Genomic DNA, 13,515 nt, shown 5'->3' with positions numbered 1-13,515 from the left:
CCGGCGATGTGGGCCGGGCTTCTTTATATTACTCCTTCATCATCTGTACGAACTGATCGAACAGGTAGCGCGAATCGTGTGGGCCGGGCGACGATTCGGGATGGTATTGCACCGAAAAAGCAGGTTTGTCTTTGCGCCGGATGCCCTCAATGGTGTTGTCGTTCAGATTAACGTGGGTCAGTTCAACGTTAGCGTGGTCACGCACTTCTTCGGCCCGAACGGCAAAACCGTGGTTTTGCGACGTAATTTCGCAATGTCCTGTAATCAGATTCTTCACCGGGTGGTTCAGCCCCCGGTGGCCGTTATGCATTTTGTAGGTCGAGATGCCACTGGCGAGCGACAAAATCTGGTGGCCGAGACAGATGCCGAAAACTGGCTTGTCAGTATCTAAAGCCTGCTTCACGGTTTCAACAGCGTAGGGCATTGCTGCCGGGTCGCCGGGGCCATTGGCAATAAAAAAGCCATTAGGTTTCCAGGCGGCTAACTCGGCAAATGGCGTTTTGGCCGGGAATACCTTCGTAAATACGCCCCGCTCGTTGAAATTGCTCAGGATGCTGCGTTTGACGCCTAAATCCAGCACGGCTACGCGCAGGGCCGATTCAGGATCACCCTGTTCGTAAGCGTTCTTAGTGCTTACTTCTGACGATAGTTCCAGCCCTTCCATATCCGGCACTTTCTGCAATTCGGCCAATAATAGGGCGGGATCTAAAATCTCCGACGAAATGATGCAGTTCATCACTCCTTTCGAGCGAATGTAACGTACTAACTGCCGGGTGTCGATGCCGTGAATCCCGACAATATTAGCTTGCTCAAAATAATCCTGCAACGACCCGTCGGCGGTATAGCGCGAATGTATGTTTGAGAAGAAATTGCAGACCATCCCTCGGATTTTCACGCCCGACGATTCCTGCTCGGCATCGTGCAATACACCATAGTTGCCAATGTGCGACGTGGTGTTGATGATGACCTGACCATAGTAAGACGGGTCGGTGTAAATCTCCTGATAGCCGGTCATGCCGGTGTTAAAGCAGATTTCGCCCCCGGCGGTGCCTTTTTTACCTAAGGCGAGGCCCCGATATACTGAACCATCCTGCAAAACCAGCAGGGCTTCGGGCTGTTGCGTATGTTTCATGAATGCTTTTTGGAGTACAAAAGTCTAAAAAAAGGGGCTAACCATCGTCTGGTTAACCCCTTTTCGCTATGAAAAAACGAATCGGCATTAGCTCTGTTTCGTTTCGTCGTCAGCCGATGCTTCAGGAGCAGCGGGCGTTTCGTTGGCAGATGCTTCTTCTACCGTTTCGACAGGGGCTTCCGCAACGGGAGTCTCCTCAATAACTTCGGCAGCAGGTGCTTCAGCCGCCACCACAGGAGCAGCTTCGGTTGTAGCGGCAGCACGTACTCCACTACCCCGGCGGCTCCGGCGCGTTTTGGTCGTAGCAGCCGCTTTCTCAGCCGCAACCGCGATCAGCGTTTCGTTAAAGTCCACCAGTTCGATCAGGCAGGTATCGGCATTGTCACCGGCCCGGTTCCCCAGCTTGATGATGCGCGTATAACCACCCGGACGGTTCGCGATCTTGTCGGCTACCGTTCCGAAGAGTTCTTTAATCGTGTCGTTGTTGTGCAACGTCTGGAACACAACCCGGCGATTCTGGAACGTATCGTCCTTCGCCTTGGTCAGTAACGGTTCCACAAATTTGCGGAGTTCTTTCGCCTTTGCAACCGTTGTTTCGATCCGCTTGTGCAGAATCAGCGACGCTGCCATGTTCTGCAACATGGCCTGGCGATGCGAGTGCGTCCGGCTGAGGTGATTATCTTTCTTACCGTGTCTCATTTTGGTAAAGGGAGTAAGGGAGGGGGGAGAACGGAATAAGGGGGTTTATTCCCTTTCCTCCTTTCTCCTTTACTCCTTTCTCCTTAATGTGTTAGTCTTCGTCTAATCTGTACTTGGCGACGTCCATACCGAACGTCAGGTTCTTTTCAGCAACTAATTGCTCAAGCTCCGTCAATGATTTCTTACCGAAGTTACGGAACTTCATCATGTCTGAAATCTCCAGCCGAACCAAATCGCCGAGCGTGCGCACGTCAGCCGATTTCAGGCAGTTGTAGGCCCGTACCGACAAGTCCAGATCAGCCAGCGAGGTTTTCAAAAGTTTCCGCATGTGCAGCACTTCTTCATCAACCACATTTTCTTCTTCCGGCTTGGTCGTCTCGAAAGTCATCGTTTGATCCGAGAACAGCATAAAGTGCTGAATCAGGATATGAGCAGCACCTTTCAGTGCTTCTTCCGGATGAATCGAACCATCGGTCTCGATGTCTAACAACAACCGCTCGTAGTCAGTTTTCTGCTCAACGCGCGTGTTTTCAACGCTGTATTTCACGTTCTTGATAGGCGTGTAAATAGCGTCGATAGGAATATGACCGAAGGGTAATTCGTTGGCCCGTGGTTCGTCGGCGGGTACATATCCGCGTCCTTTTTCCACGAAGATTTCCATTTCCAGGTCGCGTGTATCGTCAATATGGCAGATTTCCAGTTCAGGATTCAGCACTTCAAACGAGGGTGAGAACTTGGATATATCACCTGCTTTCAGTACCGACTGCTTCTTGATGTTAACCGTAATTTTGTTGTCAACAACGTCGTTGATCTTCTTGAAACGAACCATTTTCAGGTTCAGAATGATCTCCGTCACGTCTTCAACAACGCCCTCAATTGAGGAAAACTCGTGCAACACGCCAGGAAATTTTACGCTCGTAATGGTGTAGCCTTCCAGCGATGACAGCAGAATGCGCCGGAGCGCATTGCCAATGGTCACACCGTATCCTTTTTCAAGAGGCTTGAATTCAAACACCCCGTGAAAATCGTCGGCTTTTTCTACGACGACTTTGTCGGGCATTTGGAACGCTAAGATGGACATACGTTTCGTATTGTTTACAGCAGTTCTCTGCCGGGGAGTGACGACTCTTTTTGTAGTCTTCAGTTGACAGGTCTCAGTCAGCAAATACCACTCACTGTACACCGCCCTCTGAAAACTATATATAATTGCGGCAGAACCTGCTAAGTTCTGCCAGCCTGATTACTTCGAATACAATTCGACGATGGCCTGCTCGTTGAAGTTCTCCGGAATTTGGTCGCGCTCAGGGTAGCTGATAAACTTGCCCGCCATTTGTTGCGTATCCCACTCAACCCAATTATACCGTTTGGTATTCCGGGCCGACAGGCTCGACGCAATAGCTTCGAGTGACTTCGACTTCTCCCGAACGCCGATCAATTGACCGGGCTTCAGCGAATATGACGGAATGTTTACCACTTCGCCATCAACCACAATGTGCTTGTGTGATACCAACTGACGAGCGGCCCGGCGCGACGACGCGATGCCCAACCGATAAACGGTGTTATCTAAACGTGCTTCGCACAGTTTGAGCAGGTTTTCGCCCGTGATACCTTCACGAACCTGCGCGCGATGGAACAGCGCGCGGAACTGACGTTCCAGAATACCGTAGGTATATTTTACCTTCTGTTTCTCCATCAACTGGAGCGCGTATTCAGACTGTTTCCGCTTGCGCCCCCGACCGTGCATACCCGGTCCGTAATTCTTTTTCTGTAACGCTTTGCTCGGACCCATAACTGGCTCTCCGAACTTGCGCGAAATTTTGGCTTTTGGCCCTGTGTAACGTGCCATTCCTGACTGAATGAATTAAGGTGAAAACTTGGACAGACACAACCCAATGTCGCCTGTCCTCATTCGAGTATTTAACTGCCCTTTCAGCAATCGTGCGTTATACGCGACGACGCTTCGGTGGGCGACAACCGTTGTGTGGTAGCGGGGTAATGTCGCGAATTGTGGTCACTTCAATACCCGAGTTCTGAATAGTACGGATGGCCGATTCGCGACCCGATCCCGGACCTTTCACAAACACTTCTGCTTTGCGCATACCCAATTCGTGGGCAACAGCAGCGCAGTTCGATGCCGCCGTTTGAGCAGCATAGGGTGTGTTTTTCTTTGAGCCACGGAAGCCCATTTTACCCGCCGACGCCCAGGAAATAACCTGACCGTTCATGTTGGTGATCGAAATGATAATGTTGTTGAACGTAGCCCGGATGTGTACCTGACCAACGGATTCAACCACTACGACGCGCTTTTTCGCTTTGTCTTTACGTTTTGCCTGAGCCATTGTGTTGTTAGGAGGTGATCGTCATCACTACGGAGTGACCGATTAATTACTTCGTGACTTTCTTCTTGTTGGCAACTGTCTTACGTTTACCTTTCCGGGTACGCGAGTTGTTCTTGGTGTGTTGACCACGAACAGGGAGACCCTTCCGGTGACGCAGACCCCGGTAACAACCGATGTCCATAAGACGTTTGATGCTCAACTGAACTTCCGAACGCAGTTGACCTTCAACTTTGTATTCGCCCGAAATAGCGTTACGCACGGCATTTGCCTCTTCATCCGACCACTCGCTGGCTTTCTTGTCAACGCTGATGCCCGCGTCGGTCAGGATTTTCTTAGCACGGCTGCGGCCAATGCCGTAGATGTACGTCAGCGCGATTTCTCCACGCTTCTTATCTGGAATATCAACACCTGCAATACGTGCCATGCTTAACCTTGTCTTTGTTTGTAACGGGGATTCTTCTTGTTGATCACGTACAGCTTCCCTTTCCGACGGATCACGATGCAGTCTTCGCTGCGCTTCTTGATTGACGCTTTGACTTTCATGGTTTCTGAGTTAAAAGTGAATAGCGACCCGTGAAAAATGACTATGCACTTTTCACGTTTATCTTTTCACTTATTTATACCGATACACAATTCGCGCCTTACTCAAATCATAAGGCGACATCTCCAATTTCACGCGATCACCAGGCAGAATTTTGATGTAGTTCATCCGCATCTTGCCGGAGATGTGAGCAATTACCTCGTGCTTGTTTGCCAGTTCAACCCGAAACATAGCATTTGATAATGCCTCCAAAATAACGCCGTCCTGTTCTATAGAATTCTGCTTTGCCATGTCTGCTTTATGCGGCCATCAGTTCCTGTGCTTCAATCATCAGGCTTGTGTTGGCGGTAACGGCTTCGATGTACTCGAACGTTGTCAGAATCTCCGCCCGTCCTTTCCGAACCGCCACGGTATGTTCAAAATGCGCCGAAGGTTTTCGGTCGGCTGTCCGAATTGTCCAGCCATCCTTATCCTGAGTAATGCCTTTTTTGCCAAAATTGATCATTGGCTCAATTGCCAGTACCATACCTTCTCGCAAACGTGGACCTTGTCCGCGTTTGCCATAGTTAGGCACCTCGGGAGCTTCGTGCAGGTTCTGACCAACACCATGACCAACCAACTCACGTACTACCGAATAGCCATATTTCTCGGTATATGTCTGGATTGCGTAGCCGATGTCACCAATACGATTACCATCAATAGCTTGTTTCGCACCCACGTATACCGACTCCTTTGTGCGAGCCAATAACCGTCGAACGGCCTGGCTTACCTCTCCTACCGGGTAGGTGTAGGCACTGTCGCTGTGATAGCCGTTTAGTTTTACACCACAATCTACCGAGATGATATCACCATCGCGAAGTTCATAGCGACTCGGAAACCCATGTACCACTACATCGTTAACCGAGATACACAATGAAGCCGGAAACTTATTGAAGCCGAGAAATGACGGATGACCGCCATTATCCTTAATGAACGTTTCGGCAACCCGGTCAAGTTCCTTTGTCGTAACACCTGGCCGAATTAACCTCGCGACTTCAGCATGGGCTTTTCCGAGTACCTGCGCACTGATTTTTATCAGGTCGATTTCTTCATCGCTCCTGAGATAAACCATCTTGTCTTTCTTCTCAGAACTTCCCATTTCTATTAAGCAACTGCGGCTTCGCTCGTTCGGCCCTGTACACGACCTGACTTCATCAACCCTTCGTACCGGCGCATCAGCAGGTAGCTTTCAACCTGTTGCAGCGTGTCGAGCACAACACCTACCATAATCAGCAAGGACGTTCCGCCAAAGAACTGTGCAAAACCGCTGGTCATACCCAATAGGTTAGCAATAGCAGGCAGGATAGCTACAACCGCCAGCATGATAGCACCCGGCAGCGTAATCCGATCCAACACGGTGCCGATATAGTCAGAGGTTTGAATGCCCGGCTTTACCCCTGGAATAAAACCACCGCTACGCTTCATGTCGTCGGCAATCTGAACGGGGTTAACCGAGATAGCCGTGTAGAAGAATGTGAAGACAATAATCAGCAGCGCGAACAGCAGGTTATACTGCCACGACGTATAGCTCGCAAATGCATTCTGCACACCAGCCGCAAAGTCGCTCTTGTCAGCAAACAGTCCGGCCACGTAAGTCGGGATGAACATTAACGCCTGTGCAAAGATAATCGGCATCACACCGGCTGCGTTTAATTTCAATGGCAGGTACTGCCGCTGACCGCCCACAACCTTATTACCGATAACCTGTTTGGCATACTGAATTGGTATCCGTCGAACGGCCTGTGTCAGCACCACCGCGCCCATCACAACAAAGTAAAGAGCTACGATCTCCAGCACGAAAACCAATAGCTGGCTCGTACCGCGAGACTGCGCTTCGCCAATGATAGCACCCGGCAACCGCGACACAATCCCGATCATAATAATCATCGAGATCCCGTTACCTATACCTTTATCCGTAATCCGTTCGCCAAGCCACATACAGAAAATGGTACCTGACGTCAGAATGAACAATGACGAGATCGTGAACAAACCGCGATCAATCAGCAGAGCTTCCGGCGGAATTGTGGTGCGGATATAGGTGATAGCCTGAACGGCTGTTACCGCGATAGTTAACACGCGGGTAATCTGATTCAAACGCTTTCTGCCCGATTCACCTTCCTTCTGCATTTTCTGGAAGTAAGGCAGCGCGAGCGTCAGCAACTGGATAGCAATCGAGGCCGAGATGTACGGCATGATGCCCAGCGCAAAAATTGACGCTTTACTGAAGGCTCCTCCCAAAAACGTATCCAGCAAACCGAGCAACCCCTGTGGGTTCAGATTCAGTTTGTTCGGATCAACACCGGGCAGCACAATGGCCGAACCGAGACGAAACGCCGTGATAAACAGCAGCGTGTTGAGGATTCGACTCCGCAACTCGTCAATCGCAAAAATATTTTTAAACGTGGTGATGAGTCGGTTCATACAAGTAGGTCGGCCTTAGCCGTGCTCACACGATTAGTTCGCTGCTTCTTCTTTCGCTGGTTTTGTCGGCACAATTGCCTTGCCACCGGCTTTCTCAATCGCTTCCTTTGCCGAAGCGGAGAAAGCATGCGCGTGAATTTCAACTGCCGACGTTAATTCGCCACGGCTCAGAATTTTTACCAAATCCTTCTTGCTGACAAGACCGTGCTCTAAAAGCAGGTTCAGGTCAACGACCGTAGCGTTCGTTTGCTCAACCAGAGTCTGAATCGAATCCAGATTGAGAGGTTTGTATTCGACGCGGTTGATATTTTTAAAGCCAAACTTTGGCACACGACGTTGTAGGGGCATCTGACCACCTTCAAAGTGTGTTTTGCGGCTATAACCAGAACGCGACTGCGCTCCTTTGTGACCACGGGTGGACGTACCGCCCATACCCGAGCCTTGTCCGCGCCCGACTCGCTTGCGCTCTCTGACGGAACCTTTTGCCGGTCTAAGGTTGCTTAAATTCATTGTTGTTTTTGTTAAAAAGCTGATTCTTTTGACCTGATGTTGCACCTCAATAGAGCATCGAAGCACACAAAAAGCCAAAAGAATCGCAAAGATAATTAAATTTCTTCAACCTTCACCAGGTGCTGTACTTTGTTCACTGCACCACGCATAGAGTCGTTCATTTCAACGACTACACTGCGGTTGATTTTGCCCAAGCCCAGTGACTTGATAGCGTTTTTTTGTGTTAGAGGCCGTTTGATCGTGCTACGGACCTGCGTAATGCGTACTTGTGCCATGTCTGTGCTTCGATTAGCCGTTAAACACTTTAGCAACGCTTATCTGCCGCTGAAACGCCACCTGATGGGGTAGACGCATCTTCAGCAATGCATCGAGAGTTGCTTTTACTACGTTGTGCGGGTTCGACGAACCCTTCGATTTTGCCAGGATATCATGTACGCCGGCTGATTCCAGCACAGCACGCATAGCACCACCAGCAATCAGGCCCGTACCAGGGGCAGCAGGCTTCAGCAGAACAAAACCACCGCTGAATTTACCTTCCATCTCGTGCGGAACCGTGCGCTTCAACAGCGGAATCTGTACTAAGTTTTTCTTGGCGTCTTCTACGCCCTTCGCAATGGCGTCAGTTACTTCATTGGCTTTGCCTAAGCCATAACCAACTACGCCGTTACCATCGCCAACCACAACGATTGCCGAGAAACTAAACCGACGACCACCCTTCACCACTTTCGCTACGCGATTGATGGCTACTACCTTTTCTTTTAGGTCGGCTTCGTTATACTTTGTAGGTCTTGCTGCGTTCGTGTTCATCTTCGCTTAGAAGGAAAGGCCACCCTCGCGGGCTGCATCGGCCAGTGCTTTAACTTTTCCGTGATACAGGTAGCCATTGCGATCAAACACGACGGCGTCGATGTTCTTGGCTTTCGCTTTCTCAGCTAACCGCAAACCGACTTTCTTCGCCGTTTCGATGGTGTTGCCTTGTACCTCATTTTTCAGTTCGACCGACGAGGCCGAAGCCAGCGTATGGCCCGCTACGTCATCGATAATTTGGGCGTAGATCGCTTTATTCGAGCGAAATACGGTCAGACGCGGACGTTGCGGTGTACCCGACACTTTAGCGCGAATACCGAACTTAATCCGCTGTCTTCTTGATTTTTTATTCGTTGCCATTTTATTTGATTCCGACCAAATAGGCGAATTTGAAATTATTTCTTAGACGAAGACTTACCAGCTTTCCGACGAACTTCTTCGCCCACGAAGCGGATACCTTTGCCTTTGTACGGCTCAACTTTGCGCAACGAGCGGATTTTGGCTGCTACATCGCCCAGCAATTGCTTGTCATATCCTTCCAGATAAACTTTCGGGTTCTGACCTTTTTCCGTAACGGCTGTTACCTTGATTTCGCTCGGCACTGCCACATACACATTGTGTGAGTAGCCAAGTTGTAGTTCAAGTACGTTATTGGCAACGGATGCTTTATAACCTACCCCAATGATTTCGAGGTTGAGCTTAAAGCCCTCACTAACGCCCAACACCATGTTGCTTACCAACGAGCGATAGAGACCGTGCAGAGCTTTATGCCGCTTCTGCTCGGTAGGACGCGTTACCTGAATCTGACCATCTTCAACGCTAACCGTAATGTCGCGGTCAACGGTTTGGGTCAGGGTGCCTTTAGGCCCTTTTACCGTCACAACGTTCTGGTCGTCAACAGACAACGTTACGTTGCTGGGCAGGGCGATGGGTTTCTTACCTATACGTGACATCGTTCAGTGCGGGATTAATAAACGTAACACAATACCTCACCACCGACGTTCAGCGTCTTGGCTTCTTTATCGGTCATCACACCTTTCGAGGTCGAAAGAATAGCGATGCCCAATCCATTCAGGATACGCGGCAAATTGTCGGCACCCCGATACTGACGCAGACCCGGACGGCTGATGCGTTGCAGATCGACAATAGCCGGCTGCTTGGTTGTTGGGTTGTACTTCAGGGCGATTTTAATCGTTCCCTGTGGTGTGCTGTCATCGAACTTGTAGTTCTGGATGTAGCCTTTGTCGTACAACACCTTCGTAATCTCTTTCTTTATATTGGAAGCAGGAATCTCCACAACCCGGTGCTTAGCCCGGATAGCGTTCCTGACACGGGTCAGGTAATCTGCTATTGGATCTGTATTCATTCTTGTGTTGCGTTACTTACAAACCGCTGTTTTTGAACAAGTTTGCAAAATTACGGAAACTGAATTGCTTACGAAAATGGAGTCTGGAAATTACCAGCTTGCCTTGGTTACACCCGGAATCTTACCTGCCGATGCCATTTCACGGAACGTTACCCGCGAAATACCAAACTTGCGCATATAGCCCCGTGGGCGACCTGTCAGTTTGCACCGATTGTGCAGCCGAACCGGCGATGCATTCTTGGGCAGTTTGTCCAGCCCGATATAGTCTCCGGCAGCTTTCAGGGCAGCCCGCTTCACAGCGTATTTGGCTACCAGTGCCTCGCGTTTCCGCTCCCGTGCTTTAATTGATTCTTTTGCCATGTCGGTTGGTTATTATTTGCCACTTTTTGCAAACGGCATACCCATTGCTTTCAGCAGTTCGTAGCTCTCAGCGTCGGTATTGGCGGTCGTTACGAACGTAATGTCCATTCCCGAAATACGAGACACTTTATCGATGCTGATCTCAGGAAAGATGATCTGCTCCTGCACGCCGAAGGTGTAGTTTCCACGACCATCAAATCCTTTATCGCTGATACCTTTGAAGTCTCGAACGCGGGGCAACGACACCGTCGTCAGCCGGTCGAGGAATTCAAACATGCGCTCACCCCGCAATGTCACCTTCGCACCAATGGGCATGTTTTCCCGTAGTTTAAAGTTCGACACGGCTTTTTTCGACAGCGTCGGGATGGCCTTCTGTCCGGTAATGGTCGTCAACTCTTCGACACCTACGTCGACCAGTTTCTTGTCGGCTACGGCGGCACCGATACCTTTGTTGATAACAATTTTGCTCAGACGCGGCACTTGCATTACCGACTTATACTGGAATTTGTCTTTCAACTGAGGCACGACCTCGTTCAAATATTTTTCTTTCAGTCTTGGCGTTGCCATTCTCTTAGACCTTTTTTCGTGTGATTAACGGATGGCCGGATCGGGAATGAAATTGCCAGTCTTTTTGGAGACACGCTGCAATTTTCCTTTTTCGTTCACCTTACGGCCCGTGCGGGTGGGTTCGCCGGTAGCAGGGTCGATCAGCATCAGGTTACTGATATGAACCGAACCTTCTGTTTTTACCAGGCTACCCTGCGGATTAGAGGCCGTAGGCTTGATGTGCTTCGTAATCATAGCGACGCCCTCAATCCGAGCACGGTCTTTTTCTACGATTACTTCTTTTACCACACCCCGCTGACCTTTCGAGTTACCACCAATAACGAGAACCGTATCGCCCGTTTTGATGTGAAACTTATGTTTGGGCAGAATTACTTTCTTTTTCATTTGTTACAGTACCTCCGGGGCTAACGATACGATCTTCATGAATTGTTTCTCGCGCAGCTCACGGGCAACGGGTCCGAAAATCCGGGTACCACGCGGCTCATCGTTGTTGTTCAGCAGTACGGCAGCGTTATCTTCAAACCGAATGTACGACCCGTCTTTCCGGCGTACTTCCTTCTTAGTCCGAACAACAACGGCTTTCGATACCGTGCCTTTTTTCATGCTACTGGACGACAGGGCCTGTTTCACTGTGACAACGATCTTATCACCAACCGATGCATACCGTTTGCCCGTACCGCCCAGGACGCGAATAACCAGTACTTCCTTAGCACCACTGTTATCGGCTACGCCTAATCTTGATTCTTGCTGTACCATGGCTTACTTCGCTTTTTCGATGATTTCGACTAACCGCCAACGCTTATTCTTACTCAACGGACGAGTTTCCATCACGCGCACAACATCACCGATGTTGCACTCATTGTTCTCGTCGTGAACCGTCAATTTCTTGGTCTTGTGCTGAAATTTACCGTAGAGCGGGTGCTTCACCTTGCGGTCAATGGCAACAGTGATGGTTTTCTGCATCTTGTTGCTCGTCACCTTACCGATACGCTCTTTGCGGGCATTCCGCTCCAACGTCGTTGTTACCGACGTCTGTGGGGTTGCTGCGGCCACAGGGGCTACTTCGGCCTGTGGTGCTTGTGCTTGTTGCTCTTCCATCGTCGTGTCTTATTAGGCTTGCCGCGATTTAGCTGTCAGTTCCGTATGCAGACGAGCCACCCGTTTGCGGCTCTCACGAATGCGCATGGGGTTCTCAATTGGAGACACAGCATGGGCAAACTTTAGTTTCAGCAGGCGGTTTTCTTCTACAGCAATTTCTGTACGAAGCTCATCAACCGACAATCCTTTCAAATCTTCCTTTTTCATCTTGTTCGTCGCTTAGGGGTCCTACTCGTCGCCTTGCTCCTGATAATCGCGCCGAACCACAAACTTGGTCCGAACCGGCAGCTTTTGAGCCGCCAGACGCAGTGCTTCCATACCCGTTTCCAGAGGAACGCCCGTGGCTTCGAACATAATCGTACCGGGCTTTACGACGGCAACCCAGTATTCCGGGGCACCTTTACCTTTACCCATCCGCACTTCGGCGGGTTTCTTGGTGATCGGCTTGTCGGGGAAAATACGGATCCAAACCTGGCCTTCCCGTTTCATAGCCCGCGTCACTGAAATACGTGCCGCTTCAATCTGGCGGGCCGTGATCCGACCGGGTTCCAGCGATTTGATAGCGAACGTGCCGAAAGCGATTTCATGACCACGCGATGCGATACCGGGAATCCGGCCTTTGTGCATCTTGCGGAATTTTGTTCTTTTTGGCTGTAACATCTTTATAATAAGAAGTTATGAACGATGAGTGATGAGTGATGAGTTTATTGGTGCCAATCACCACTCATCATTCACTGCCCATCACTCGTTTATCGTCTTGGACCTCCACCGCTCCGGTTGCCACCCTGGCCACCGCCACGGTTGTTACCGCCACGGCCACCCTGACCACCGCCACGGTTATTACCGCCACGGTCGTTGCCACCGCGTTCGCCACGGCCACGGCCACCCCGGTCGTTACCGCCTTCACGGTCGCCACGTGGACCACGACGGTCGCCACGGTCGTTAGAACCGGCAGCACGCTCGCCAGCCTGCGCCTGACTCATCATAGCCGCTGGCGACAGATCGCGCTTGCCGTAAACTTCGCCTTTGAAAATCCACACCTTGATGCCGATTTTGCCGTAAACCGTTTGCGCTTCTGAGATAGCGTAGTCGATGTCGGCGCGAAGTGTGTGCAGAGGTACACGACCTTCTTTGTATTGCTCCGAGCGGGCGATTTCGGCACCGCCTAACCGACCCGATACTTTTACTTTGATGCCCTGTGCGCCAACCCGCATTGCCGACTGAATGGCTTGCTTCATAGCACGACGGAACGAAATACGAGCCTGCAATTGCTGGGCGATGGCTTCACCAACCAGTTTTGCGTCGATTTCAGGCCGTTTGATCTCGAAAATGTTGATCTGAACGTCTTTGCCCGTAATCTTCTTCAACTCTTCTTTAATCTTGTCGACTTCGTTACCGCCTTTACCGATCACGATACCCGGACGGGCCGTGTGAATAGTAAGGGTAACACGCTTCAACGTCCGCTCGATTACAACCCGAGCAATGGCTCCTTTCGGGATACGGGCGGCTATGTACTTACGGATCTTCTCGTCTTCAACGAGTTTATCAGCAAATTCCTTACCACCGTACCAGCTTGATTCCCAGCCTCGAACAATACCAAGTCGTAGGCCAACCGGATTAATTTTCTGTCCCATTC

The 13,515-nt window shown here is 50.4% G+C and carries 24 protein-coding genes; all 24 read right to left on the bottom strand.

Annotation, left to right across the window (positions count from 1 at the left end):
* Positions 1-28 precede the first annotated feature (28 nt).
* The 24 genes from carA to rpsC all read right to left on the bottom strand — a co-directional run bounded on the left by carA (position 29) and on the right by rpsC (position 13,513).
* Positions 29-1,132, bottom strand: coding sequence for a glutamine-hydrolyzing carbamoyl-phosphate synthase small subunit (gene carA / locus AWR27_RS23880; protein WP_077133505.1), 1,104 nt, complete (start codon positions 1,130-1,132; stop codon positions 29-31).
* 87 nt (positions 1,133-1,219) lie between these two features.
* Complete coding sequence (gene rplQ, locus AWR27_RS23875) at positions 1,220-1,831, bottom strand: 50S ribosomal protein L17 (protein WP_077133504.1); 612 nt, start codon at positions 1,829-1,831, stop codon at positions 1,220-1,222.
* A gap of 91 nt (positions 1,832-1,922) precedes the next feature.
* Positions 1,923-2,912 (bottom strand): DNA-directed RNA polymerase subunit alpha, encoded by a 990-nt coding sequence (locus tag AWR27_RS23870; RefSeq protein WP_077133503.1) that lies wholly within the window; start codon positions 2,910-2,912, stop codon positions 1,923-1,925.
* Positions 2,913-3,071: 159 nt separating this feature from the next.
* Positions 3,072-3,677, bottom strand: coding sequence for a 30S ribosomal protein S4 (gene rpsD, locus AWR27_RS23865; protein WP_077133502.1), 606 nt, complete (start codon positions 3,675-3,677; stop codon positions 3,072-3,074).
* Positions 3,678-3,774: 97 nt separating this feature from the next.
* Complete coding sequence (rpsK, locus tag AWR27_RS23860) at positions 3,775-4,170, bottom strand: 30S ribosomal protein S11 (protein ID WP_077133501.1); 396 nt, start codon at positions 4,168-4,170, stop codon at positions 3,775-3,777.
* Between the two features lie 46 nt (positions 4,171-4,216).
* On the bottom strand, positions 4,217-4,594 hold the full coding sequence (rpsM, locus tag AWR27_RS23855; RefSeq protein ID WP_077133500.1) for a 30S ribosomal protein S13: 378 nt from the start codon (positions 4,592-4,594) through the stop codon (positions 4,217-4,219).
* Between the two features lie 2 nt (positions 4,595-4,596).
* The gene (gene ykgO / locus AWR27_RS23850; RefSeq protein WP_009284800.1) at positions 4,597-4,713 is read right to left on the bottom strand and encodes a type B 50S ribosomal protein L36; all 117 of its coding nucleotides are present in this window, start codon (positions 4,711-4,713) and stop codon (positions 4,597-4,599) included.
* Positions 4,714-4,783: 70 nt separating this feature from the next.
* Positions 4,784-5,002, bottom strand: a complete 219-nt coding sequence (gene infA, locus AWR27_RS23845) for a translation initiation factor IF-1 (RefSeq protein WP_009284801.1) — start codon at positions 5,000-5,002, stop codon at positions 4,784-4,786.
* 7 nt (positions 5,003-5,009) lie between these two features.
* Complete coding sequence (gene map / locus AWR27_RS23840) at positions 5,010-5,822, bottom strand: type I methionyl aminopeptidase (protein WP_077133499.1); 813 nt, start codon at positions 5,820-5,822, stop codon at positions 5,010-5,012.
* A gap of 32 nt (positions 5,823-5,854) precedes the next feature.
* On the bottom strand, positions 5,855-7,171 hold the full coding sequence (secY, locus tag AWR27_RS23835) for a preprotein translocase subunit SecY (RefSeq protein WP_077133498.1): 1,317 nt from the start codon (positions 7,169-7,171) through the stop codon (positions 5,855-5,857).
* A 33-nt stretch (positions 7,172-7,204) separates the two neighbouring features.
* Positions 7,205-7,681, bottom strand: a complete 477-nt coding sequence (gene rplO / locus AWR27_RS23830; RefSeq protein WP_077133497.1) for a 50S ribosomal protein L15 — start codon at positions 7,679-7,681, stop codon at positions 7,205-7,207.
* A gap of 95 nt (positions 7,682-7,776) precedes the next feature.
* Entirely contained in the window at positions 7,777-7,956 is a 180-nt protein-coding gene (gene rpmD / locus AWR27_RS23825; RefSeq protein ID WP_077133496.1) for a 50S ribosomal protein L30, read from the bottom strand.
* Between the two features lie 13 nt (positions 7,957-7,969).
* On the bottom strand, positions 7,970-8,488 hold the full coding sequence (gene rpsE / locus AWR27_RS23820) for a 30S ribosomal protein S5 (RefSeq protein WP_077133495.1): 519 nt from the start codon (positions 8,486-8,488) through the stop codon (positions 7,970-7,972).
* Positions 8,489-8,494: 6 nt separating this feature from the next.
* Positions 8,495-8,848 carry a 50S ribosomal protein L18 gene (gene rplR / locus AWR27_RS23815; protein ID WP_077133494.1) on the bottom strand — a complete coding sequence of 118 codons (354 nt, stop codon included), beginning with the start codon at positions 8,846-8,848 and terminating at the stop codon, positions 8,495-8,497.
* A 35-nt stretch (positions 8,849-8,883) separates the two neighbouring features.
* Positions 8,884-9,441 carry a 50S ribosomal protein L6 gene (rplF, locus tag AWR27_RS23810; protein WP_077133493.1) on the bottom strand — a complete coding sequence of 186 codons (558 nt, stop codon included), beginning with the start codon at positions 9,439-9,441 and terminating at the stop codon, positions 8,884-8,886.
* A gap of 14 nt (positions 9,442-9,455) precedes the next feature.
* Entirely contained in the window at positions 9,456-9,854 is a 399-nt protein-coding gene (gene rpsH / locus AWR27_RS23805) for a 30S ribosomal protein S8 (RefSeq protein WP_077133492.1), read from the bottom strand.
* Between the two features lie 90 nt (positions 9,855-9,944).
* Positions 9,945-10,214, bottom strand: coding sequence for a 30S ribosomal protein S14 (rpsN, locus tag AWR27_RS23800; RefSeq protein WP_018618709.1), 270 nt, complete (start codon positions 10,212-10,214; stop codon positions 9,945-9,947).
* A 12-nt stretch (positions 10,215-10,226) separates the two neighbouring features.
* Positions 10,227-10,781 (bottom strand): 50S ribosomal protein L5, encoded by a 555-nt coding sequence (rplE, locus tag AWR27_RS23795; protein WP_077133491.1) that lies wholly within the window; start codon positions 10,779-10,781, stop codon positions 10,227-10,229.
* Between the two features lie 24 nt (positions 10,782-10,805).
* On the bottom strand, positions 10,806-11,165 hold the full coding sequence (gene rplX, locus AWR27_RS23790; protein WP_077133490.1) for a 50S ribosomal protein L24: 360 nt from the start codon (positions 11,163-11,165) through the stop codon (positions 10,806-10,808).
* A gap of 3 nt (positions 11,166-11,168) precedes the next feature.
* A complete protein-coding gene (gene rplN, locus AWR27_RS23785; protein WP_018618706.1) occupies positions 11,169-11,537 on the bottom strand; it encodes a 50S ribosomal protein L14 in 369 nt (122 codons plus the stop codon).
* 3 nt (positions 11,538-11,540) lie between these two features.
* Positions 11,541-11,795, bottom strand: a complete 255-nt coding sequence (rpsQ, locus tag AWR27_RS25890) for a 30S ribosomal protein S17 (protein WP_257788530.1) — start codon at positions 11,793-11,795, stop codon at positions 11,541-11,543.
* Positions 11,796-11,891: 96 nt separating this feature from the next.
* Entirely contained in the window at positions 11,892-12,086 is a 195-nt protein-coding gene (gene rpmC, locus AWR27_RS23775; protein WP_077133488.1) for a 50S ribosomal protein L29, read from the bottom strand.
* A gap of 21 nt (positions 12,087-12,107) precedes the next feature.
* Entirely contained in the window at positions 12,108-12,539 is a 432-nt protein-coding gene (rplP, locus tag AWR27_RS23770) for a 50S ribosomal protein L16 (RefSeq protein ID WP_077133487.1), read from the bottom strand.
* Between the two features lie 89 nt (positions 12,540-12,628).
* Positions 12,629-13,513: a 30S ribosomal protein S3 gene (rpsC, locus tag AWR27_RS23765; RefSeq protein WP_077133486.1), complete on the bottom strand. Its 885-nt coding sequence runs from the start codon at positions 13,511-13,513 to the stop codon at positions 12,629-12,631.
* Between the last annotated feature and the right edge of the window lie 2 nt (positions 13,514-13,515).

It is taken from the genome of Spirosoma montaniterrae (genome assembly GCF_001988955.1).
In the GTDB taxonomy this organism is placed as follows: Bacteria; Bacteroidota; Bacteroidia; order Cytophagales; family Spirosomataceae; genus Spirosoma; species Spirosoma montaniterrae.
This window is presented reverse-complemented; position numbering and strand designations above follow the sequence as displayed.

Coding starts and splice junctions, on each gene's coding strand:
- carA (WP_077133505.1), bottom strand. CDS start 1,132: ATGAAACATACGCAACAGCCCGAAGCCCTGCTGGTTTTGCAGGATGGT.
- rplQ (WP_077133504.1), bottom strand. CDS start 1,831: ATGAGACACGGTAAGAAAGATAATCACCTCAGCCGGACGCACTCGCAT.
- AWR27_RS23870 (WP_077133503.1), bottom strand. CDS start 2,912: ATGTCCATCTTAGCGTTCCAAATGCCCGACAAAGTCGTCGTAGAAAAA.
- rpsD (WP_077133502.1), bottom strand. CDS start 3,677: ATGGCACGTTACACAGGGCCAAAAGCCAAAATTTCGCGCAAGTTCGGA.
- rpsK (WP_077133501.1), bottom strand. CDS start 4,170: ATGGCTCAGGCAAAACGTAAAGACAAAGCGAAAAAGCGCGTCGTAGTG.
- rpsM (WP_077133500.1), bottom strand. CDS start 4,594: ATGGCACGTATTGCAGGTGTTGATATTCCAGATAAGAAGCGTGGAGAA.
- ykgO (WP_009284800.1), bottom strand. CDS start 4,713: ATGAAAGTCAAAGCGTCAATCAAGAAGCGCAGCGAAGACTGCATCGTG.
- infA (WP_009284801.1), bottom strand. CDS start 5,002: ATGGCAAAGCAGAATTCTATAGAACAGGACGGCGTTATTTTGGAGGCA.
- map (WP_077133499.1), bottom strand. CDS start 5,822: ATGGTTTATCTCAGGAGCGATGAAGAAATCGACCTGATAAAAATCAGT.
- secY (WP_077133498.1), bottom strand. CDS start 7,171: ATGAACCGACTCATCACCACGTTTAAAAATATTTTTGCGATTGACGAG.
- rplO (WP_077133497.1), bottom strand. CDS start 7,681: ATGAATTTAAGCAACCTTAGACCGGCAAAAGGTTCCGTCAGAGAGCGC.
- rpmD (WP_077133496.1), bottom strand. CDS start 7,956: ATGGCACAAGTACGCATTACGCAGGTCCGTAGCACGATCAAACGGCCT.
- rpsE (WP_077133495.1), bottom strand. CDS start 8,488: ATGAACACGAACGCAGCAAGACCTACAAAGTATAACGAAGCCGACCTA.
- rplR (WP_077133494.1), bottom strand. CDS start 8,848: ATGGCAACGAATAAAAAATCAAGAAGACAGCGGATTAAGTTCGGTATT.
- rplF (WP_077133493.1), bottom strand. CDS start 9,441: ATGTCACGTATAGGTAAGAAACCCATCGCCCTGCCCAGCAACGTAACG.
- rpsH (WP_077133492.1), bottom strand. CDS start 9,854: ATGAATACAGATCCAATAGCAGATTACCTGACCCGTGTCAGGAACGCT.
- rpsN (WP_018618709.1), bottom strand. CDS start 10,214: ATGGCAAAAGAATCAATTAAAGCACGGGAGCGGAAACGCGAGGCACTG.
- rplE (WP_077133491.1), bottom strand. CDS start 10,781: ATGGCAACGCCAAGACTGAAAGAAAAATATTTGAACGAGGTCGTGCCT.
- rplX (WP_077133490.1), bottom strand. CDS start 11,165: ATGAAAAAGAAAGTAATTCTGCCCAAACATAAGTTTCACATCAAAACG.
- rplN (WP_018618706.1), bottom strand. CDS start 11,537: ATGGTACAGCAAGAATCAAGATTAGGCGTAGCCGATAACAGTGGTGCT.
- rpmC (WP_077133488.1), bottom strand. CDS start 12,086: ATGAAAAAGGAAGATTTGAAAGGATTGTCGGTTGATGAGCTTCGTACA.
- rplP (WP_077133487.1), bottom strand. CDS start 12,539: ATGTTACAGCCAAAAAGAACAAAATTCCGCAAGATGCACAAAGGCCGG.
- rpsC (WP_077133486.1), bottom strand. CDS start 13,513: ATGGGACAGAAAATTAATCCGGTTGGCCTACGACTTGGTATTGTTCGA.